Genomic DNA, 19,796 nt, shown 5'->3' with positions numbered 1-19,796 from the left:
GCTGATGGGAGAGGACTGAATGAGCAATGACGGCGTGAATGCAGGCCGGCGTCGCTTCTTGGTAGCAGCCACATCCGTGGTGGGTGCTGCAGGAGCGGTGGGGGCTGCGGTCCCGTTCGTGGGGTCATGGTTTCCCAGTGCCAAGGCGAAAGCCGCAGGTGCACCGGTGAAGGTGAATATCAGCAAGATCGAGCCAGGACAGCAGATGATTGCTGAGTGGCGCGGCCAGCCGGTCTTCATTGTTCGTCGTACCGAGGAAATCCTGGGGAATCTGAAAAAGATCGAAGGCCAGTTGTCTGACCCAAAATCCGAGAATTCCGACCAACCCGCCTACGCCAAGAACGAAGTGCGTTCGATCAAGCCAGAGATCCTGCTGCTGGTCGGTCTCTGTACCCACCTGGGTTGCTCGCCTACCTTCCGCCCGGAAGTGGCCCCAGTCGACCTGGGCAAGGATTGGGTTGGCGGTTACTTCTGCCCCTGCCACGGCTCCCACTACGACCTTGCTGGCCGTGTCTACAAGTCCCAGCCCGCGCCCCTGAACCTGCCTGTGCCTCCGCATACCTACGAAACTGACGACCTCATTGTCATTGGCCTCGATAAGGAGAACGCGTGATGAGCAAGTTCATGGATTGGGTGGATGCGCGCTTCCCCGCCACTAAAATGTGGGAAGACCATCTCAGCAAATATTACGCGCCAAAAAACTTCAACTTCTTCTACTTCTTCGGCTCCCTGGCATTGCTGGTGCTGGTCAACCAGATTGTCACTGGCGTCTGGCTGACGATGAGCTACACCCCGTCGGCGGAAGAGGCATTTGCCTCCGTCGAGTACATCATGCGTGACGTCGAGTACGGCTCGATCCTGCGCCTGCTGCACTCTACCGGCGCGTCGGCGTTCTTCATCGTCGTCTACCTGCACATGTTCCGCGGCCTGCTCTACGGCTCGTACCAGAAGCCCCGCGAGTTGGTGTGGGTGTTCGGCATGCTGATCTACCTGGCGCTGATGGCCGAAGCCTTCATGGGGTACCTGCTGCCGTGGGGCCAGATGTCGTACTGGGGCGCCCAGGTGATCATCTCGTTGTTCGGTGCGATCCCGGTGATCGGCAACGACCTGACCCAGTGGATCCGTGGTGACTACCTGATCTCGGGCATCACCCTGAACCGCTTCTTCGCCCTGCACGTGGTGGCCTTGCCGATCGTGATCCTGGGCCTGGTGGTATTGCACATCCTGGCGCTGCACGAAGTGGGTTCCAACAACCCGGATGGCGTGGACATCAAGAAGCACAAGGACGAAAACGGCATCCCGCTGGACGGCATTCCGTTCCACCCTTACTACACCGTGAAAGACATTGTCGGCGTGGTGGTGTTCCTGTTCGTGTTCTGCTCGATCGTGTTCTTTTTCCCGGAGATGGGCGGGTATTTCCTGGAGAAGCCTAACTTCGAACAGGCCAACGCCTTCAAGACACCTGAGCACATTGCCCCGGTCTGGTACTTCACGCCGTTCTACGCGATCTTGCGGGCGATCCCCGACAAGCTCATGGGCGTAATCGCCATGGGCGCGGCCATCGCGGTGCTGTTCGTGTTGCCTTGGCTCGACCGCAGTCCGGTCAAGTCCATGCGCTACAAGGGCTGGATGAGCAAGATCTGGCTGTGGGTGTTCTGCATTGCGTTCGTGATCCTGGGTGTACTGGGCGTACTGGCGCCGACCCCTGAGCGTACGTTGCTGTCGCAGGTCTGCACCTTCCTGTACTTCGCCTACTTCATTCTGATGCCGTTCTACACCCGGCTCGAGAAGACCAAACCGGTTCCGGAAAGGGTGACTGGCTGATGAAAAAGTTATTCGTTGCATTGATGCTTGCGGCCCTGCCGCTACTGTCCTTCGGTGCCGAGCACGGCGGCCCGGAACTGGAAAAAGTCGATATCGACGTGTCTGACAAGGCAGCCATGCAAGACGGCGCACGTACGTTCGCCAACTACTGCATGGGGTGCCACAGCGCCAAGTTCCAGCGTTACGAACGGGTGGCCGATGACCTCGGTATCCCGCATGAAATGATGCTGGAAAAGCTGGTGTTCACCGGTGCCAAGATCGGCGACCACATGACCATCGGCATGAAGCCCGCCGACGCCAAGACCTGGTTCGGCGCAGCACCGCCTGACCTGACCCTGGTGGCACGTGTGCGCGGCACCGACTGGCTCTACGGCTACCTGAAATCCTTCTACGAAGACCCGGCGCGCCCTTATGGCGTGAACAACCGTGTGTTCCCGAATGTCGGCATGCCTAACGTTCTGGTCGGCCTGCAAGGCAAGCAAGTGGTAGGATGCAAGCAGATTCAGGTCGTTGAAGACGGCAAGAAGCAATACGATCCGTTGACTGGCACGCCTTTGACTCATGAAGCGTGCGATCAACTGAAGATAGAAACCCCAGGTTCGTTGACAGACGAGCAGTTCGACGAGAAGGTCAAGAACCTCGTGACCTTCCTGGCCTACTCGGCCAATCCGGTCAAACTGCAGCATCAGCGCATCGGTACGTATGTGTTGCTGTACCTGGCCTTCTTCTTCGTATTCGCCTATCTGCTCAAACGCGAATACTGGAAGGATGTGCATTGATCCAACCGTAAGCAATTGCTGTTAATCTTGCGCGCCCAGCGGCATCTCTGAATACATAGCGGTCTGGTTGTACCAGGCGTTACAGAGATGCTCTCTGGGCGCGCTCGTTTTTGAGCTTTCGATAATTTCAACAAGCGAGGAGGACCGCCATGGGCGTGACCAACCGGTTGGCCTGTTACTCCGACCCCGCCGACCACTATTCCCACCGAGTACGTATCGTGCTCGCAGAGAAGGGTGTCAGCGCCGAGATCATCAGTGTGGAAGCAGGTCGTCATCCACCCAAACTGATCGAAGTGAACCCCTACGGCAGCTTGCCCACCCTGGTCGATCGTGACCTGGCGTTGTGGGAGTCGACCGTCGTGATGGAATACCTGGATGAGCGTTACCCACATCCACCCTTGCTGCCGGTGTACCCGGTGGCCCGTGCCAATAGCCGCCTGCTGATCCATCGGATCCAGCGTGACTGGTGCGGGCTGGTGGATGTGATTCTGGATACCCGCAGTAAAGAGGCGGCACGTGTACAGGCGCGTAAGGAATTGCGCGAGAGCCTGACCGGCGTTTCGCCGCTGTTCGCCGATAAACCTTTTTTCCTCAGTGAGGAACAAAGTTTGGTCGATTGCTGCCTATTACCGATACTCTGGCGTTTGCCGATTCTCGGTATTGAACTGCCGCGGCCTGCCAAGCCGCTGCTTGATTATATGGAGCGCCAGTTTGCGCGTGAGGCTTTCCAGGCGAGTCTGTCTGGTGTCGAACGCGATATGCGCTAAGGCTTAAGGAGCCGCTGATGAACTCCAGTCGACCCTACTTGGTCCGCGCGCTCTATGAGTGGATTGTGGACAACGATTGCACCCCGCACATGCTGGTCAATTCCGAATTTGCTGCGGTTCAGGTGCCGCAGGGTTTTGCCAGTGACGGGCAGATTGTGCTGAACGTATCACCCAGTGCTGTGCGCCACCTGCACATGGACAATGAAGCGGTTAGCTTCGAAGGGCGTTTCGGCGGTGTGCCGCATACGCTGTACGTGCCGATTGGCGCCATCCTTGGCATTTATGCCCGGGAGAACGGCCAAGGCATGGTGTTTGATCTGGAGTCGCCTTTCGAGGATGACGAATCGATTGAAACCGAAGAGGGCGATGATCTGCCGCCACCGGATTCCGAGCCACCGCGCCCCAGTGGCCGGCCGAGCCTGAAAGTCGTGAAATAACGAGCTGTCCCCTTGGGGTGGCTGGAAAAATGCCTCGACCTGTGTCGGGGCATTTTTTTGCGTGCAGGATAAGGATGAAAGTCGCGCCCAGACGGTGATCGTACAACCACCATGGGCTATGATGCGTGCTCAAGCTCACCGAGAAAGATGATTCATCATGGAAAACGCCAACACCGCCCCTCGTCTTCCCCGCAAGCGCCGCAGCCTTGCCCAGGAATTGGTCACGGTGTTGTCCGAGCAGATCCGCGACGGCCAGCTCAAGCGGGGTGACAAGCTGCCCACCGAGTCAGCGATCATGGACGCCCATGGGGTCAGCCGCACCGTGGTGCGTGAAGCCATCTCACGCTTGCAGGCGGCGGGGCAGGTCGAGACCCGTCATGGTATCGGCACTTTTGTGCTGGATACGCCAAGCCCGAGCGGTTTCCGTATCGACCCGGCCACCGTGGTGACCCTGCGTGATGTGCTGGCGATCCTGGAGTTGCGGATCAGCCTGGAAGTGGAATCCGCAGGTCTGGCCGCGTTGCGCCGCAGCGACGAGCAACTGGCCGCCATGCGTGCGGCGCTCGACGCCCTGAATGAAAGCGCGGCTCACGCCGGTGACGCAGTGGCCTCCGACTTTGCATTCCACCTGGAAATTGCCCTGTCCACCGGTAACCGCTACTTCACCGACATCATGACCCACCTGGGCACCAGTATCATTCCACGCACCCGCCTGAATTCGGCGCGCCTGGCCCATGATGACCAGCAGCACTACATGGGGCGCTTGAGTCGTGAGCATGAAGAGATTTATGAAGCGATTGCGCGTCAGGATTCGGATGCGGCGCGGGCGGCCATGAGGTTGCATTTGACCAACAGCCGCGAGCGGCTGCGCCATGCCCATGAAGAGGCGGAGGCGCAGCGCGGATAAGGACTGAGGTTAAGGCTCAGGATATGGATCTGTAGACGAAACGGAGTAGATGACAGTGTCGTTCGTTTCCTCATCAAAAACCTTGCGCCGTACTTTTTGCAAACCATCTACATTGTTGTAGATTTCATCACCAATATTCGGCTCGAAATCTATTGAGCGTGGTGATTTGCCTTTTGCCACGATTTTTACTTTCAGACTCTTCGACATGGGTCACCTCTAGAATGATAACAAGTACTGGGCCGCCCGAACTTTCTGCGTCGACATTCATTGCATAGCGTTCTTTCGGGAGGTCGAATGAACGATATGGGTTCGATAGATAAGGGGCTACTGTCAGAATTGACAGTAGCGACATGCGGTAGTTAGCACTTGAGTCGATCAGCTAGGATCTGGGGCTGTCTCAAGGTAGAGGGTTATTCGGCTTGTAATCCTTCAACAACAAATACGTACTCCACCCCCACCAATCATTCGTCCAGTGCTTGTCGTTCAGGTCATTCACCTCCTTGCGGCGCAGCACCTTATCTCCCTCCATCTTGAACAGCGGCGAGAAGTTATTCGCCGGGTTCTGCGCCGCATTCAGGTCCGGAACATACATCGGCGCCTTGAAGTTGGCCGGGGAGGGCGCGACACCGCTGATAAACGTCTCGAAGACCTCATCCGCCGAAGCCTGCACCGCACGTTTGACCTGCACCCGATTGTCCGCATCAATCGCGTCGAAGTAGCGTTTATCCCCATAGGCGTGCCACTGATCGCCCATGGCATTACGCACCTTGAGCCCGAACTTGCTGTCTTCGTCATGCATGAAACGGCTGATCAGCGAACCCAGTTCACCGGGTGTCACCACCGCTGCGAGTTGTTTGCGCGGCACACGCAAATGGCCTGCCGAAAACAGATCGGTCAAAAAGTGATCAGCAAAACCGTTCATGGCATACGCCAGTTCCAGCGCCTGGTCGGTGCCGGTCTGATGAGCCACGACAGCTTGCTGCAACGCCGCCATATGCCCCGCCAGATAGGCTGACAGCGCCCACTCGCCGAAGTGGTCGGCATTGTCCGCCGCCAACTTCAAATAGCGTCCCAGTGGAATCAGCGCCGACACTGCGCTGCCTCCGCCGGTGATGCGGTTCCATTCTCCAGACAACGTATCGCCCAGCGCGTCGTAAGCCTCATGGGCCTGCTTGCCCTCCTTGACCGCCTGCTGGACCGCAGAAATCTCCTTTTGCATCACGGCAAGGATCTTGTGTGCTTCTTCGCGCGCGGCGGGCAGCACGGCCAGAGAGTTGAAGGCTGCGGTAAAGCGTTGCACGCGTTCGGCAGGGGAGGTGCCATCGCTGATGGGCTGGCCAGGAATGCCATAGAAGTCGCCGCCCAGGGCGATGACTTGGCCATACGTCAGCGCCAGTCCGTTGGGCAGGTGCAGTTCGATCTGGCGCGCGGGAATCGGCGCGGCATCTTTGACGAAGCGCAACAGGGTGTCATCGCCGATGGCGGTGTGTTCACCCCCTTCAAAACGCAGGGTGGGCGGTTTTTTTTCGGGTGCTGCGAGTTCAAGACCTGACATGTTAGCTCCTTGCTATGTCGTATGAATTTTCCTTAAATGCTGTTTGTATATACAGCCTTTGCGAGCATAGAGGAAAAAAGTCACACGTCAAGAACAGCGGTTTTGAAGTGTTCCGCCCCTGCATCTGCGAACGGTCGATGAATTGGAGTTGACGAAATTATTTATAGTTGTACGATGACGTACGACATCACCAAAACCAACAACAACCTTTCGACAGAAAGTCTTCGCCCAGGGTGTTCGAATAATGAATCCACAAGAACTGAAGTCCATCCTCTCCCACGGTCTGCTGTCTTTCCCGGTGACCGATTTCAACGCCCAGGGTGACTTCCATCAAGCGGGCTATATCAAGCGCCTGGAATGGCTTGCCCCTTACGGCGCCACTGCCTTGTTCGCTGCCGGCGGTACCGGTGAGTTTTTCTCCCTCGCTGCCAGCGAATATTCCCAGGTGGTGAAAACCGCCGTTGATACCTGCGCCACCAGCGTGCCTATCCTGGCCGGTGTAGGCGGTTCGACCCGCCAGGCCATCGAGTACGCCCAGGAAGCCGAGCGCCTCGGTGCCAAAGGCCTGTTGCTGCTGCCGCACTACCTCACCGAAGCCAGCCAGGACGGGGTTGCCGCCCACGTGGAAGCGGTGTGCAAGTCAGTCAAGATCGGCGTGGTGGTGTACAACCGTAACGTCTGCCGCCTGACCGCGCCGTTGCTGGAACGCTTGGCCGAGCGTTGCCCGAACTTGATCGGCTACAAGGATGGCCTGGGTGACATCGAGTTGATGGTGTCGATCCGCCGTCGCCTCGGTGATCGTTTCAGCTACCTCGGCGGCCTGCCGACTGCAGAGGTTTACGCCGCTGCCTACAAAGCCCTGGGTGTGCCGGTGTACTCCTCGGCGGTATTCAACTTCATCCCGAAAACTGCGATGGACTTCTACCACGCCATCGCCAAGGACGATCACGCCACTGTCGCCAAGATCATCGACGACTTCTTCCTGCCGTACCTGGACATCCGTAACCGCAAGGCCGGGTATGCGGTGAGCATCGTCAAGGCCGGTGCAAAAATCGCCGGCTATGACGCAGGCCCGGTGCGTACGCCGCTGACCGACCTGCTGCCGGAAGAATATGAAGCCCTGGCCGCGCTGATCGACAAGCAAGGCGCGCAATAACCCATCTACAAGGCCGCTGAGTAATCAGCGGCCTTTTGCGTCAGGAGAAGATTTGTGTCCCAAGCCCAACGTTTCGATAACTACATCAACGGCCAATGGGTGGCCGGTGCCGACTATTGCGTCAACCTCAACCCGTCGGAGTTGTCCGATGTCATTGGTGAATACGCCAAGGCTGATGTTGCCCAAGTCAACGCTGCCATCGACGCTGCCCGCGCCGCATTCCCGGCCTGGTCCACTTCCGGCATCCAGGCGCGACATGATTCCCTGGATAAAGTCGGCAGCGAAATCCTCGCGCGCCGCGAAGAACTCGGCACCCTGCTGGCCCGTGAAGAGGGCAAGACCCTGCCCGAAGCCATCGGCGAAGTGACCCGTGCCGGTAACATCTTCAAGTTTTTCGCCGGTGAATGCCTGCGCCTGTCCGGCGACTACGTGCCGTCGGTGCGTCCGGGCGTCAACGTTGAAGTCACCCGCGAAGCCCTGGGTGTGGTCGGCCTGATTACGCCGTGGAACTTCCCCATCGCCATCCCCGCCTGGAAGATCGCCCCAGCCCTGGCCTACGGTAACTGCGTGGTGATCAAGCCTGCCGAGTTGGTGCCCGGCTGCGCCTGGGCCCTGGCCGAAATCATTTCCCGCGCCGGTTTCCCTGCCGGCGTGTTCAACCTGGTGATGGGCAGCGGTCGCGTCGTGGGTGATGTGCTGGTCAACAGCCCGAAGGTCGATGGCATCAGCTTTACCGGTTCCGTCGGAGTTGGGCGCCAGATTGCAGTCAGCTGCGTGTCGCGCCAGGCCAAGGTGCAGTTGGAAATGGGCGGCAAGAACCCGCAGATCATCCTCGACGACGCCGACCTCAAGCAGGCCGTCGAGCTGTCGGTGCAGAGCGCGTTCTACTCCACCGGCCAGCGTTGCACGGCCTCCAGCCGCTTGATCGTCACCGCCGGTATCCACGACCAGTTCGTCGCGGCCATGGCTGAGCGCATGAAGTCGATCAAGGTCGGCCACGCCCTCAAGAGCGGCACCGACATCGGCCCGGTGGTTTCCCAGGCCCAGTTGGACCAGGACCTCAAGTACATCGACATCGGCCAGAGCGAAGGTGCGCGGCTGGTGAGCGGTGGTGGCCTGGTGACCTGTGACACCGAAGGCTATTACCTGGCACCGACGTTGTTTGCCGACAGCGAAGCCGCCATGCGTATCAGCCGTGAAGAGATCTTCGGCCCTGTGGCCAACGTGGTGCGCGTGGCGGACTACGAAGCAGCGCTGGCGATGGCCGATGACACCGAGTTCGGGTTGTCGGCGGGCATTGCCACCACGTCGCTCAAGTACGCCAACCACTTCAAGCGCCATTCCCAGGCCGGGATGGTGATGGTCAACCTGCCGACTGCCGGCGTGGACTATCACGTTCCGTTTGGTGGCCGTAAGGGCTCGTCCTATGGTTCGCGTGAGCAAGGTCGCTATGCGCAAGAGTTCTACACCGTGGTGAAGACCAGCTACATCGGTTCGTAATACGCGACACCCGTGGCGCCCGCTTTGTGTGGGAGCTGGCTTGCCTGCGATAGCATCACCGGTGTGTGCCTGACACACCGAGGTGCCTGAATCGCGAGCAAGCCCGGCTTCCGCATGAAAGCGGTCCCCACCGACAAATAGACCATTACCCGCAAAAAAAATAATTAGTGGGAGTACTTCTACATGCAAGCGACCAAGCCGACCCACGTCCGCTATTTGATCCTGCTCATGCTGTTCCTGGTGACCACGATCAACTACGCCGACCGGGCCACCATCGCTATCGCAGGTTCCAGCCTGCAAAAAGACCTCGGCATCGACGCGGTCACCCTCGGTTACATCTTCTCTGCATTCGGTTGGGCCTACGTGGCCGGGCAAATCCCCGGCGGCTGGCTGCTGGACCGGTTCGGTTCGAAAAAAGTCTATGCCCTGAGCATCTTCACCTGGTCACTGTTCACTGTGCTGCAAGGCTATGTGGGTGAATTTGGCGTCTCCACCGCCGTCGTTGCGCTGTTCATGCTGCGCTTCATGGTGGGCCTGGCCGAAGCGCCGTCCTTTCCCGGCAACGCTCGAATTGTCGCCGCCTGGTTCCCGACCGCTGAACGCGGTACGGCATCGGCGATCTTCAACTCGGCGCAATACTTCGCCACCGTGCTATTTGCGCCACTGATGGGCTGGATCGTCTACAGCTTTGGCTGGCAGCACGTGTTTATCGTGATGGGCGTGATCGGCATCGTGTTCTCGCTGATCTGGCTGAAAGTGATCCACAGCCCGCGCCAGCACCCGATGATCAACGAAGCCGAGTTCAACCACATCGCCGCCAATGGGGCGATGGTCGACATGGACCAGGACAAAGGCAAGGGCAAGAAAACCGATGGGCCGAAGTGGGATTACATCCGCCAGTTGCTGACCAACCGCATGATGCTCGGCGTGTACCTGGGCCAGTACTGCATCAATGGCATCACCTACTTCTTCCTCACCTGGTTCCCGGTGTACCTGGTGCAGGACCGTGGCATGACCATCCTCAAGGCCGGTTTCATTGCCTCGTTGCCGGCGATCTGCGGGTTTATTGGTGGCGTTCTTGGCGGGGTGATTTCCGATTACTTGCTGCGCAAGGGCCACTCCCTGACCTTCGCCCGCAAGGCACCGATCATCGGTGGTCTGTTGATCTCCAGCAGCATCGTGGCCTGCAACTACGTGGATATCGAATGGATGGTGGTGGGTTTCATGGCCCTGGCCTTCTTCGGTAAGGGCGTTGGCGCACTGGGTTGGGCGGTGGTGTCCGACACCTCGCCGAAACAAATCGCCGGCCTCAGTGGCGGCTTGTTCAACACCTTCGGTAACCTCGCGTCGATTACCACGCCGATTGTCATCGGCTACATCATCAGCACCACCGGTTCGTTCAAATGGGCCCTGGTGTTCGTGGGCGCCAATGCCCTGGTGGCGGTGTTCAGCTACCTGGTCATCGTTGGCCCGATCAAACGTGTAGTACTCAAAGAGCCGCCTACCAAGGGGCCTGAGTTGACCAACCTAACCGAAGCGCATTCCTGAGGGGCCGTGTGATGCAGTTGATTGAACATGCCGACTCGCCGCGCTCGATTCGCTTGCACGAGCGCGACAACGTGGTGATCGTGGTCAATGACCAGGGCGTACCGGCCGGGACCGAGTTCCCGGACGGCCTGGTGACCGTGGATTTCATCCCCCAGAGCCACAAGGTGACCCTGGAAGATATCCCCGAAGGCGGTCAGATTATTCGCTACGGCCAGACCATTGGTTACGCCCTGGCGCCGATTCCGCGCGGCAGTTGGGTGCAGGAAGATCAACTGCGCATGCCGACCGCGCCACCACTGGACAGCTTGCCGCTGTCCACCGAGGTGCCTGAAACCCAGGCACCGCTGGAGGGCTTTACCTTCGAGGGTTACCGCAACGCCGACGGCACCGTGGGCACGCGCAATATCCTCGGTATCACCACCACGGTGCAGTGCGTCACGGGCGTGCTGGACCATGCGGTCAAGCGCATCAAGGACGAATTGCTGCCCAAGTACCCGCACGTCGATGACGTGGTGGCGTTGACCCACAGCTACGGCTGTGGCGTGGCAATCACTGCGACCGATGCCTACATCCCGATCCGCACCGTGCGCAACCTGGCGCGCAACCCGAACCTGGGGGGCGAGGCCCTGGTGATCAGCCTGGGCTGCGAGAAATTGCAGGCCGGGCAGGTGATGCACGACAACGACAGCTCGGTCGACCTGAGCGAGCCGTGGCTGTATCGGCTGCAGGACTCCAGCCACGGCTTTACCGAGATGATCGAGCAGATCATGGAGCTGGCCGAGACGCGCCTGAAGAAGCTCGACCAGCGCCGCCGCGAAACGGTGCCGGCGTCCGAGCTGATCCTGGGCATGCAGTGCGGCGGCAGTGATGCGTTCTCCGGCATCACCGCCAACCCGGCGCTGGGCTATGCCTCGGATCTGTTGCTGCGGGCCGGGGCGACGGTGATGTTTTCCGAAGTGACCGAAGTTCGCGATGCGATTTACCTGCTGACCTCTCGCGCTGAAAGCGAAGCCGTTGCCCAGGAGCTGGTCCGGGAAATGGATTGGTACGATCGCTACCTGGCCAAGGGCGAGGCGGACCGCAGCGCCAACACCACGCCGGGAAACAAGAAGGGCGGCTTGTCGAACATTGTCGAGAAGTCCTTGGGCTCTATCGTCAAATCCGGCAGCAGCGCGATCAATGGCGTGCTGGGCCCGGGTGAGCGCTTCAAGAGTAAGGGCCTGATCTTTTGCGCAACCCCGGCCAGTGACTTTGTGTGCGGCACCTTGCAACTGGCGGCGGGGATGAACCTGCATGTGTTCACCACCGGACGCGGCACACCTTACGGGCTGGCGATGGCGCCAGTGGTGAAGGTGTCGACGCGTACGGAGCTGGCGCAGCGTTGGCCAGACCTGATCGATATCGACGCCGGGCGCATTGCCACCGGGCGCGCGACCATCGAGGAGCTGGGTTGGGAGCTGTTTCACTTCTACCTGGATGTAGCCAGCGGCAAGAAGCAGACGTGGGCGGAGCACCACAAGCTGCACAACGACATCACCTTGTTCAACCCGGCGCCCATTACCTGAGCCCGCCACGGACCTTGTGGGAGCTGGCTTGCCTGCGATGGCGGGGTGTCAGATACGAACGTATCGACCGGTACACCGCCATCGCAGGCAAGCCGGCTCCCACATATGATCAGCGTTGCCCAGACGAAGCGGCCTACACTGGCTTATCATTGGCCACCTAACGACGCTCACCAAGGTTCTCCCCGGCATGCTGGCAATTTTCCTCACCACCCTGACCATCACCGCGCCGGTGTTTGCCATGCTGTTCCTGGGTGTGCTGCTCAAGCGCATCAACTGGATCAACGACAACTTTATCCATACAGCCTCGTCCCTGGTGTTTAACGTCACCATGCCGGCGCTGCTGTTTCTCGGCATCCTGCATGCTGACCTGCACTCGGCGCTCAAGCCAGGTTTGCTGATCTACTTTGCCGTCGCCACATTGGTCAGCTTCGCGCTGGCCTGGGGCTGGGCGATCTTTCGTTGCCCGCGTGAAGACCGGGGCATCTATACCCAGGGTGCGTTCCGTGGCAATAACGGCGTGATCGGCCTGGCGCTGGCCGCGAGCATGTACGGCGACTACGGGATTTCCCTCGGCGCGATCCTCGCGGCGCTGGTGATCCTGTTCTACAACACCCTATCGACCATCGTGCTGGCGGTGTACAGCCCGGTGATCAAGTCCGACCCGTGGAGCATCTGCAAGAGCGTGGTGGCCAACCCGCTGATCATCAGTGTGTTTGCGGCCACGCCGTTCGCGGTGTTCCAGATTGGCTTGCCGGGTTGGCTGGAATCTTCGGGCCAGTACCTGGCGGACATGACCTTGCCGCTGGCGCTGATCTGCATCGGTGGCACCCTGTCGCTGGCAGCGTTGCGCAAAAGTGGCAGCATGGCCCTGAGCGCCAGCCTGGTGAAGATGATCGGCCTGCCGCTGGTGGCGACGCTGGGCGCGTGGCTGCTGGGGTTCCGGGGGCCGGAGCTGGGGATTCTGTTCTTGTACTTCGGTGCACCGACTGCGGCGGCCAGCTTTGTCATGGCCAGGGCGGCCGAGGGTAATCATGAGCTGGCGGCGGCCATTATCGTGATCACCACCTTGATGGCGGCGGTGACCACGAATATCGGGATCTTTGTGTTGCAGGCGGGTGGTTGGATCTGAGTGTTGTGGTGTCTGTGAGGACCGATCGCCGGTAAGCCGGCTCCTACGGTGCCTCGTAGGTATCGATCACTTCCTGCGCCGCCCGAAACGCATCAATCGCCGCCGGCACACCGGCATACACCGCGCAATGCAGCAACGCTTCACGAATCTCTTCCACCGTACACCCATTGTTCAGTGCGCCCCGCACATGGCCCTTGAGTTCCTGCGGGCACTTGAGCGCGGTGAGCGCGGCAAGGGTGATCAGGCTGCGAGTCTTCAGTGGCAGGCCTTCACGGTTCCACACGCTGCCCCAGGCATGTTCGTTGACGAAGTCCTGCAGCGGCTGGGAAAACTCGGTGGCATTGCCCAGGGCGCGGTCGACGAATGCATCGCCCATGACCTGGCGACGCATTTCAACCCCGGGCTTCTTCTGATCGGTCATTGCGATTCCCTCTTGTGTTGGCGGCGCCAGGCTCGCAGCGTGCTGAACAACAGAAAAGCCACCAGCACTGGCAGGACGTAATACAGCATCAGTTGTTCAAGCTTGTTGGCCAGTGGCATGCCGGTGGTAAATGCCATCACATGCAGCCCGTACGCCAGGTACAGGCCCAGCAGCACCAGGCCTTCGGCGCGGGTCACGCGGTAGCCGGTGTAGAACACCGGCAGGCACAGCACCACCACGCCGAGCATCACCGGCAGATCGAAATCCAGGGCATTGGGCGACACTGACAGCGGCGAAGGGGCGAGCAGGGCAGTCAGCCCCAATACGCCAAGCAGGTTGAACAGGTTGCTGCCGATCACGTTGCCCACGGCAATTTCACGTTCGCCGCGCAGGGCGGCAATCAGGGACGTCGCCAGGCACGGCAGCGAGGTGCCGACGCCGATCAAGGTCAGGCCGATTACGCGTTCCGACAGGCCCAGGTCGCTTGCCACATCCACCGCCGCGCCCAGCAGCAAATGCCCGGCCAGCACCAGGATCAAAAAACCGCCGAGCATCAACAGCACGCTGCTCAGCCACGGCGCGCGGGCCACGGTGTCCAGCGTGCGAGGGCGGCGCGAGTGGCGCGTCTGGTAATGCAAGACACCGAGGTACGCGACCAAGGCAACCAGCAGCAACAGGCCATCGAGCGGCGTAAGTTCTTCGTTGGCGGCGAGGGTGAACACCAGCAGCCCGGCCAGGATCATCACCGGGATATCCAGGCGCACCAGTTGGCGTGAGACCCGCAGCGGGATAATCAACGCCGACAGGCCCAGGGTCACCAGGATGTTGAAGATGCTACTGCCGATCACGCTGCCCACCGCGATATCGGTATTGCCGGCCAGGGTGGCCTGCAGGCTGACGGTCATCTGCGGAGCACTGCTGCCAAAGGCGACGATCGTCAGGCCGATGATCAGCGGCCGCACCTTAAGGCTTGCGGCCAGGCGCACGGCGGCGCGCACCAGGATTTCGGCGCCGATGATCAGCAGCACCAGGCCGCTGACCAATTCCAGCAGGCTCCAGGGCGAGAGGGCGGTTAATCCGAAAATGGCCAGGGCTCCGTCTTTAGTTGCTCAGCGCTTGTACGCGCACACGCGCCGTACCGCTGCCGATCATACCCAGTTGCTCGGCGGCCTTGCGTGAAAGGTCGATCAAGCGCCCACGGGTATGCGGGCCGCGATCATTGATGCGGACAACCACGGATTTGTCGTTGTCGAGATTGGTGACCTTGACCTGGGTACCAAACGGCAGTTGCCGGTGGGCGGCGGTCAGGGCGTTCTGGTTGAAGGGTTCACCGCTGGCAGTCTTGTTGCCATGGTGCTTGGCGCCGTAATAGGAGGCGGTGCCGGTTTCGTCGTAGCCGTTGGGGTTGATGATGCCGCTGGCGCAACCGGCCAGTAGGGAGAACAGGGCCAGCAGGCCGAGTAGACGCTTCATGCAAGGAGTTCCATTACAAATGTTGGAGTTGGCTCGTGTGGGAGCTGGCTTGCCTGCGATGGCTTCACCTCGGTGTCACTGATGCACCGAGGCGCCTGCATCGCGGGCAAGCCCGGCTCCCACAGAAGCCGGGTCCTGCACGTGTCAGCCTTCGAGCTTGCTTTTCAGCAATTCGTTCACCTGTTGCGGGTTGGCCTTGCCTTTGGAGGCTTTCATCGCCTGGCCCACAAAGAAGCCGAACATCTTGCCGCGCTTGGCTTCGTCGGCCGCGCGGTACTGCTCGACCTGCTCGGCGTTGGCCACGAGCATTTCATCCAGCACGGCCGAGATCGCGCCGCTGTCGGTGACTTGCTTGAGGCCGCGCTTGTCGATGATCTCATCGGCACTGCCTTCACCGCTGGCCATCGCTTCAAACACGGTCTTGGCGATTTTGCCGGAGATGGTGTTGTCCTTGATGCGCAGCAACATGCCGCCCAGTTGCTCGGCGGTGACCGGGGCTTCGTCGATTTCCAGGCCCTGCTTGTTCAGCAGGCTGCCCAGCTCAACCATGACCCAGTTGGCCGCCAGCTTGGCGTCGCCGGCAATGCTCACGACTTTTTCAAAGTAGTTGGCTTGCTCACGGCTGGAGGCCAGCACGCTGGCATCGTAGACCGACAGGCCGAACTGCGCCTGGAAGCGCTCGCGTTTCTGCTGCGGCAGCTCCGGCAGGGTAGCGCGGATGTCATTGAGGAATGAGTCCTCAAGCACCACCGGCAACAGGTCCGGGTCGGGGAAGTAACGGTAGTCGTTGGCTTCCTCTTTGCTGCGCATGGCGCGGGTTTCGTCTTTGTTCGGGTCGTACAGGCGGGTTTGCTGGATGACCTTGCCGCCGTCTTCGATCAGCTCGATCTGGCGACGCACTTCGCTGTTGATCGCCTTTTCGATGAAGCGGAACGAGTTGACGTTCTTGATCTCGCAGCGGGTGCCGAACTCGACCTGGCCCTTGGGACGGATCGACACGTTGCAGTCGCAACGCAGCGAACCTTCGGCCATGTTGCCGTCGCAGATGCCCAGGTAGCGCACCAGTGCGTGGATGGTCTTGACGTAGGCCACGGCTTCCTTGGCGCTGCGCATATCCGGCTCGGAAACGATTTCCAGCAGCGGCGTGCCGGCACGGTTCAGGTCGATACCGGTCGCGCCCGGGAATTCTTCATGCAGGCTCTTGCCGGCATCTTCTTCCAGGTGGGCGCGGGTCACACCGACGCGCTTGATGGTGCCGTCTTCCAGGGGGATGTCCAGGTGGCCCTTGCCGACGATCGGCAGTTCCATCTGGCTGATCTGGTAGCCCTTTGGCAGGTCCGGGTAGAAGTAGTTCTTGCGTGCGAACACGTTGTGCTGGCCGATCTCGGCGTCAATCGCCAGGCCGAACATCACCGCCATGCGCACCGCGTCCTGGTTCAGCACTGGCAGTACGCCGGGCATGCCCAGGTCGACCAGGCTGGCCTGGGTGTTCGGCTCGGAGCCGAACGTGGTGGCGCTACCAGAGAAAATCTTCGATTGGGTGGCGAGCTGGGTATGAATCTCCAGCCCGATCACAACTTCCCATTGCATAGTGTTCTCCTCAGAAGCCGGTAGGGGTGCGAGTGTGCCAGTCAGTGTTCAACTGGTACTGGTGCGCCACATTGAGCAGGCGGCCTTCCTGGAAATACGGGGCGAGCAGTTGCACGCCGACCGGCAGGCCATCGACAAAACCGGCAGGCATGGATAACCCCGGCAGGCCCGCGAGGTTGGCGGTGATGGTGTACAGGTCTTCGAGGTAGGCAGCTACCGGGTCGCCGTTCTTGGCGCCGAGCTTCCAGGCCGGGTTCGGCGTGGTTGGGCCGAGGATCACGTCGACCTGTTCAAAGGCGGCCATGAAGTCGTTCTTCACCAGGCGTCGGATTTTCTGCGCCTTGAGGTAGTACGCGTCGTAATAGCCGGCCGATAGGGCGTAGGCACCGACCATGATTCGGCGCTGAACTTCGGCGCCGAAGCCTTCGCCACGGGAGCGTTTGTACAGGTCGGTAAGGTCTTTCGGGTTTTCGCAACGGTAGCCGAAGCGCACGCCGTCGAAACGCGACAGGTTCGAGGAGGCTTCTGCCGGCGCGATCACGTAGTACGCAGGAATTGCGTGCTGGTTGTTCGGCAGGCTGATTTCCTTGATCACCGCGCCGAGGCCTTCCAGCGTCTTGACGCTGTTGTGCACCAACTCGGCAATACGCGGGTCGAGGCCGGCGCTGAAGTATTCCTTCGGCACGCCGATGCGCAGGCCCTTGAGCGAGGTGTTCAGGCTGGCGCTGTAGTCTGGCACGGGCTCGTCGATGCTGGTGGAGTCCTGTTTATCGAAGCCTGCCATGCCTTGTAACAAAATTGCGCAGTCTTCAGCAGTGCGGGCCAGGGGGCCACCCTGATCCAGGCTGGAAGCGTAGGCGATCATGCCCCAACGGGAAACGCGACCGTAGGTCGGTTTCAGGCCGGTGAGGTTGGTGAAGGCCGCTGGCTGGCGGATCGAGCCGCCGGTGTCGGTAGCTGTGGCGGCAGGCAGGAAGCGCGCTGCTACGGCGGCAGCCGAGCCACCCGACGAACCGCCGGGCACATGGTCCAGGTTCCACGGGTTTTTCACTGCGCCGTAGTAGCTCGACTCGTTGGCCGAACCCATGGCGAATTCATCCATGTTGGTCTTGCCCAGGGTCACGGCCCCGGCGGCGGCCAGCTTGGACACCACGGTGGCGTCATAGGGGGCTTTGAAGTTGTCGAGCATCTTCGAGCCGCAGCTGGTGCGAATGCCCTGGGTGCAGAACAGGTCCTTGTGGGCGATCGGTGCGCCCAGCAGTGCGCCGTTTTCACCGTTGGCGCGACGTGCGTCGGCGGCCTTGGCCTGGCTCAAGGCCAGTTCTTCGGTGAGGCTGATGAAGCTGTTGACCTTTGGATCGTGCTCGGCGATGCGCGCCAGCAGGGTCTTGGTCAGTTCTTCGGAAGAAAACTTTTTGTCGGCGAGACCGCGGGCGATCTCGGCCAGAGTCATGTGATGCATTGCAGGCTCTTTCCCTTTAGTCGATGACTTTCGGAACCAGGTACAGGCCGTTTTCGACCGCTGGCGCGATGGACTGGTAGGCCTCGCGATTATTACTCTCGGTCACGACGTCTGCGCGCAGGCGCTGGCTGGCTTCCAGCGGGTGAGCCAGAGGCTCGATGCCGTCGGTATTCACGGCCTGCATTTGGTCGACCAGCCCGAGAATGCTGTTCAGGGCTGCGGTGGTCTGTGGAAGATCGGCATCATTGAGGCCAAGCGAGGCCAGGTGCGCGATTTTTTCCACGTCGGAGCGTTCAAGCGTCATGGGAATCTCCAGTGGAAAACAGAACGGAGGCTGTCCGTGTGTTAGATTGTCGGAACACTACCGCATTTCTACGGTCTTACGGCCGCGATTGTGGGGTTAGGTGCACAGAAAGTCGGCCAATTTAGCACATTGGCGCCTTGCCCAAAATCCCTGTCGTTGTTAGAGTTTGCCGCACTTTTTTACCCACGCGTTGCCTAGGGTCCCTTTCCCATGTTCAAGAAACTGCGTGGCATGTTTTCCAGCGATCTTTCCATTGACCTGGGCACTGCCAACACCCTTATTTACGTGCGCGAGCGCGGTATCGTCCTGAATGAGCCATCGGTTGTGGCCATTCGGACCCATGGTAATCAGAAAAGTGTCGTTGCCGTCGGCACCGAGGCCAAGCGCATGCTCGGCCGTACACCAGGCAATATTGCTGCCATTCGTCCGATGAAAGACGGCGTGATCGCCGACTTCAGTGTCTGCGAGAAGATGCTGCAGTACTTCATCAACAAGGTTCACGAAAACAGTTTCCTGCAGCCCAGCCCTCGTGTGCTGATCTGCGTTCCATGCAAATCCACCCAGGTTGAGCGTCGTGCCATCCGTGAATCGGCCCTCGGTGCCGGTGCCCGTGAAGTGTTCCTGATCGAAGAGCCAATGGCTGCCGCGATCGGTGCCGGCCTGCCGGTAGAGGAAGCGCGCGGTTCGATGGTGGTGGATATCGGTGGTGGTACCACTGAAATCGCCCTGATCTCCCTGAACGGTGTGGTGTATGCCGAATCCGTACGCGTCGGCGGCGACCGCTTCGACGAAGCGATCATCACCTACGTGCGTCGTAACTACGGCAGCCTGATCGGCGAATCCACTGCCGAGCGCATCAAGCAGGAAATCGGTACTGCCTACCCGGGCGGCGAAGTGCGCGAAGTCGATGTGCGCGGTCGCAACCTGGCCGAAGGCGTTCCACGTGCCTTCACCCTGAACTCCAATGAAGTGCTGGAGGCTCTGCAAGAGTCCCTGGCCACCATCGTTCAGGCCGTGAAGAGCGCCCTGGAGCAATCGCCGCCGGAATTGGCTTCCGATATCGCCGAGCGTGGCCTGGTGCTGACCGGTGGTGGCGCCTTGCTGCGCGACCTCGACAAGCTGTTGGCCCAGGAAACCGGCCTGCCGGTGATCGTCGCTGAAGACCCGCTGACCTGCGTCGCCCGTGGCGGTGGCCGTGCACTGGAAATGATGGATAAACACACCATGGACCTGCTTTCCAGCGAATAAGCCTTTGCTGATTAGCCCATGTTTCGCCCGCAGGCAGCACTTTGCAGTGCTGCCTGTTGGCGTTTATCTTCTTCAATCTGCATCCAGGCCGGTTAGATGCCGTATGAATAAAGAGAACATTTGCCTGGGAG

Annotated in this window: 20 protein-coding genes; 12 read left to right on the top strand and 8 right to left on the bottom strand. The window is 60.2% G+C overall.

The window, feature by feature from the left end; genetic code table 11:
- Window positions 1-19 precede the first annotated feature (19 nt).
- The 6 genes from petA to KHP07_RS04105 all read left to right on the top strand — a co-directional run bounded on the left by petA (window position 20) and on the right by KHP07_RS04105 (window position 4,714).
- Window positions 20-613 (top strand): ubiquinol-cytochrome c reductase iron-sulfur subunit, encoded by a 594-nt coding sequence (gene petA / locus KHP07_RS04130; RefSeq protein WP_034102161.1) that lies wholly within the window; start codon window positions 20-22, stop codon window positions 611-613.
- Window positions 613-1,824, top strand: coding sequence for a cytochrome b (locus KHP07_RS04125; protein WP_214496634.1), 1,212 nt, complete (start codon window positions 613-615; stop codon window positions 1,822-1,824). The genes petA and KHP07_RS04125 overlap by 1 nt, the downstream gene beginning before the upstream one ends.
- Window positions 1,824-2,603: a cytochrome c1 gene (locus KHP07_RS04120; RefSeq protein WP_100491488.1), complete on the top strand. Its 780-nt coding sequence runs from the start codon at window positions 1,824-1,826 to the stop codon at window positions 2,601-2,603. The genes KHP07_RS04125 and KHP07_RS04120 overlap by 1 nt, the downstream gene beginning before the upstream one ends.
- Before the next feature lie 149 nt (window positions 2,604-2,752).
- Entirely contained in the window at window positions 2,753-3,370 is a 618-nt protein-coding gene (locus KHP07_RS04115) for a glutathione S-transferase N-terminal domain-containing protein (protein WP_024073431.1), read from the top strand.
- Between the two features lie 17 nt (window positions 3,371-3,387).
- Window positions 3,388-3,807, top strand: coding sequence for a ClpXP protease specificity-enhancing factor (locus KHP07_RS04110; RefSeq protein WP_078046869.1), 420 nt, complete (start codon window positions 3,388-3,390; stop codon window positions 3,805-3,807).
- A gap of 157 nt (window positions 3,808-3,964) precedes the next feature.
- Complete coding sequence (locus KHP07_RS04105) at window positions 3,965-4,714, top strand: FadR/GntR family transcriptional regulator (RefSeq protein ID WP_016976230.1); 750 nt, start codon at window positions 3,965-3,967, stop codon at window positions 4,712-4,714.
- A 9-nt stretch (window positions 4,715-4,723) separates the two neighbouring features.
- Here the strand turns inward: KHP07_RS04105 and KHP07_RS04100 are convergent, their stop codons facing one another.
- Window positions 4,724-4,921 carry a hypothetical protein gene (locus KHP07_RS04100; protein ID WP_214496633.1) on the bottom strand — a complete coding sequence of 66 codons (198 nt, stop codon included), beginning with the start codon at window positions 4,919-4,921 and terminating at the stop codon, window positions 4,724-4,726.
- A 190-nt stretch (window positions 4,922-5,111) separates the two neighbouring features.
- A complete protein-coding gene (locus KHP07_RS04095; protein WP_214496632.1) occupies window positions 5,112-6,269 on the bottom strand; it encodes a phospholipase in 1,158 nt (385 codons plus the stop codon).
- Between the two features lie 244 nt (window positions 6,270-6,513).
- On the opposite strand from KHP07_RS04095, the gene kdgD reads away from it, so the two are divergent.
- The 5 genes from kdgD (at window position 6,514) to KHP07_RS04070 (ending at window position 13,167) form a co-directional block, all read left to right on the top strand.
- Window positions 6,514-7,425 carry a 5-dehydro-4-deoxyglucarate dehydratase gene (gene kdgD, locus KHP07_RS04090; protein WP_034102171.1) on the top strand — a complete coding sequence of 304 codons (912 nt, stop codon included), beginning with the start codon at window positions 6,514-6,516 and terminating at the stop codon, window positions 7,423-7,425.
- A 54-nt stretch (window positions 7,426-7,479) separates the two neighbouring features.
- The gene (locus KHP07_RS04085) at window positions 7,480-8,925 is read left to right on the top strand and encodes an aldehyde dehydrogenase family protein (protein ID WP_214496631.1); all 1,446 of its coding nucleotides are present in this window, start codon (window positions 7,480-7,482) and stop codon (window positions 8,923-8,925) included.
- A gap of 183 nt (window positions 8,926-9,108) precedes the next feature.
- Window positions 9,109-10,473: an MFS transporter gene (locus tag KHP07_RS04080; RefSeq protein WP_078046872.1), complete on the top strand. Its 1,365-nt coding sequence runs from the start codon at window positions 9,109-9,111 to the stop codon at window positions 10,471-10,473.
- Between the two features lie 11 nt (window positions 10,474-10,484).
- Window positions 10,485-12,038, top strand: a complete 1,554-nt coding sequence (gene garD / locus KHP07_RS04075) for a galactarate dehydratase (protein WP_078046873.1) — start codon at window positions 10,485-10,487, stop codon at window positions 12,036-12,038.
- 187 nt (window positions 12,039-12,225) lie between these two features.
- Complete coding sequence (locus KHP07_RS04070) at window positions 12,226-13,167, top strand: AEC family transporter (RefSeq protein WP_078046874.1); 942 nt, start codon at window positions 12,226-12,228, stop codon at window positions 13,165-13,167.
- A gap of 43 nt (window positions 13,168-13,210) precedes the next feature.
- Here KHP07_RS04070 and KHP07_RS04065 read toward each other — a convergent pair whose 3' ends face one another.
- The 6 genes from KHP07_RS04065 to gatC form a co-directional block, all read right to left on the bottom strand.
- Window positions 13,211-13,588, bottom strand: coding sequence for a carboxymuconolactone decarboxylase family protein (locus KHP07_RS04065; protein WP_078046875.1), 378 nt, complete (start codon window positions 13,586-13,588; stop codon window positions 13,211-13,213).
- Window positions 13,585-14,631, bottom strand: coding sequence for a calcium/sodium antiporter (locus tag KHP07_RS04060; protein WP_078046876.1), 1,047 nt, complete (start codon window positions 14,629-14,631; stop codon window positions 13,585-13,587). Before KHP07_RS04060 ends, KHP07_RS04065 begins: the two co-directional genes overlap by 4 nt.
- A gap of 58 nt (window positions 14,632-14,689) precedes the next feature.
- Complete coding sequence (locus KHP07_RS04055) at window positions 14,690-15,061, bottom strand: septal ring lytic transglycosylase RlpA family protein (protein WP_078046877.1); 372 nt, start codon at window positions 15,059-15,061, stop codon at window positions 14,690-14,692.
- A gap of 144 nt (window positions 15,062-15,205) precedes the next feature.
- Window positions 15,206-16,651 (bottom strand): Asp-tRNA(Asn)/Glu-tRNA(Gln) amidotransferase subunit GatB, encoded by a 1,446-nt coding sequence (gatB, locus tag KHP07_RS04050; protein ID WP_214496630.1) that lies wholly within the window; start codon window positions 16,649-16,651, stop codon window positions 15,206-15,208.
- A gap of 10 nt (window positions 16,652-16,661) precedes the next feature.
- On the bottom strand, window positions 16,662-18,113 hold the full coding sequence (gene gatA, locus KHP07_RS04045) for an Asp-tRNA(Asn)/Glu-tRNA(Gln) amidotransferase subunit GatA (protein WP_214496629.1): 1,452 nt from the start codon (window positions 18,111-18,113) through the stop codon (window positions 16,662-16,664).
- 16 nt (window positions 18,114-18,129) lie between these two features.
- On the bottom strand, window positions 18,130-18,417 hold the full coding sequence (gene gatC / locus KHP07_RS04040) for an Asp-tRNA(Asn)/Glu-tRNA(Gln) amidotransferase subunit GatC (RefSeq protein ID WP_010213142.1): 288 nt from the start codon (window positions 18,415-18,417) through the stop codon (window positions 18,130-18,132).
- 210 nt (window positions 18,418-18,627) lie between these two features.
- On the opposite strand from gatC, the gene mreB reads away from it, so the two are divergent.
- Window positions 18,628-19,665, top strand: a complete 1,038-nt coding sequence (mreB, locus tag KHP07_RS04035) for a rod shape-determining protein MreB (RefSeq protein WP_002555108.1) — start codon at window positions 18,628-18,630, stop codon at window positions 19,663-19,665.
- Window positions 19,666-19,796 lie beyond the last annotated feature (131 nt).

Source organism: Pseudomonas sp. VS40 (genome assembly GCF_018587885.1).
Taxonomy (GTDB): domain Bacteria; phylum Pseudomonadota; class Gammaproteobacteria; order Pseudomonadales; family Pseudomonadaceae; genus Aquipseudomonas; species Aquipseudomonas pergaminensis.
This window is presented reverse-complemented; position numbering and strand designations above follow the sequence as displayed.

Bases quoted from the DNA above. Each gene is read 5' to 3' on its own strand.
- petA (WP_034102161.1), top strand. From the start codon at position 20: ATGAGCAATGACGGCGTGAATGCAGGCCGGCGTCGCTTCTTGGTAGCA.
- KHP07_RS04125 (WP_214496634.1), top strand. From the start codon at position 613: ATGAGCAAGTTCATGGATTGGGTGGATGCGCGCTTCCCCGCCACTAAA.
- KHP07_RS04120 (WP_100491488.1), top strand. From the start codon at position 1,824: ATGAAAAAGTTATTCGTTGCATTGATGCTTGCGGCCCTGCCGCTACTG.
- KHP07_RS04115 (WP_024073431.1), top strand. From the start codon at position 2,753: ATGGGCGTGACCAACCGGTTGGCCTGTTACTCCGACCCCGCCGACCAC.
- KHP07_RS04110 (WP_078046869.1), top strand. From the start codon at position 3,388: ATGAACTCCAGTCGACCCTACTTGGTCCGCGCGCTCTATGAGTGGATT.
- KHP07_RS04105 (WP_016976230.1), top strand. From the start codon at position 3,965: ATGGAAAACGCCAACACCGCCCCTCGTCTTCCCCGCAAGCGCCGCAGC.
- KHP07_RS04100 (WP_214496633.1), bottom strand. From the start codon at position 4,921: ATGTCGAAGAGTCTGAAAGTAAAAATCGTGGCAAAAGGCAAATCACCA.
- KHP07_RS04095 (WP_214496632.1), bottom strand. From the start codon at position 6,269: ATGTCAGGTCTTGAACTCGCAGCACCCGAAAAAAAACCGCCCACCCTG.
- kdgD (WP_034102171.1), top strand. From the start codon at position 6,514: ATGAATCCACAAGAACTGAAGTCCATCCTCTCCCACGGTCTGCTGTCT.
- KHP07_RS04080 (WP_078046872.1), top strand. From the start codon at position 9,109: ATGCAAGCGACCAAGCCGACCCACGTCCGCTATTTGATCCTGCTCATG.
- garD (WP_078046873.1), top strand. From the start codon at position 10,485: ATGCAGTTGATTGAACATGCCGACTCGCCGCGCTCGATTCGCTTGCAC.
- KHP07_RS04070 (WP_078046874.1), top strand. From the start codon at position 12,226: ATGCTGGCAATTTTCCTCACCACCCTGACCATCACCGCGCCGGTGTTT.
- KHP07_RS04065 (WP_078046875.1), bottom strand. From the start codon at position 13,588: ATGACCGATCAGAAGAAGCCCGGGGTTGAAATGCGTCGCCAGGTCATG.
- KHP07_RS04055 (WP_078046877.1), bottom strand. From the start codon at position 15,061: ATGAAGCGTCTACTCGGCCTGCTGGCCCTGTTCTCCCTACTGGCCGGT.
- gatB (WP_214496630.1), bottom strand. From the start codon at position 16,651: ATGCAATGGGAAGTTGTGATCGGGCTGGAGATTCATACCCAGCTCGCC.
- gatA (WP_214496629.1), bottom strand. From the start codon at position 18,113: ATGCATCACATGACTCTGGCCGAGATCGCCCGCGGTCTCGCCGACAAA.
- gatC (WP_010213142.1), bottom strand. From the start codon at position 18,417: ATGACGCTTGAACGCTCCGACGTGGAAAAAATCGCGCACCTGGCCTCG.
- mreB (WP_002555108.1), top strand. From the start codon at position 18,628: ATGTTCAAGAAACTGCGTGGCATGTTTTCCAGCGATCTTTCCATTGAC.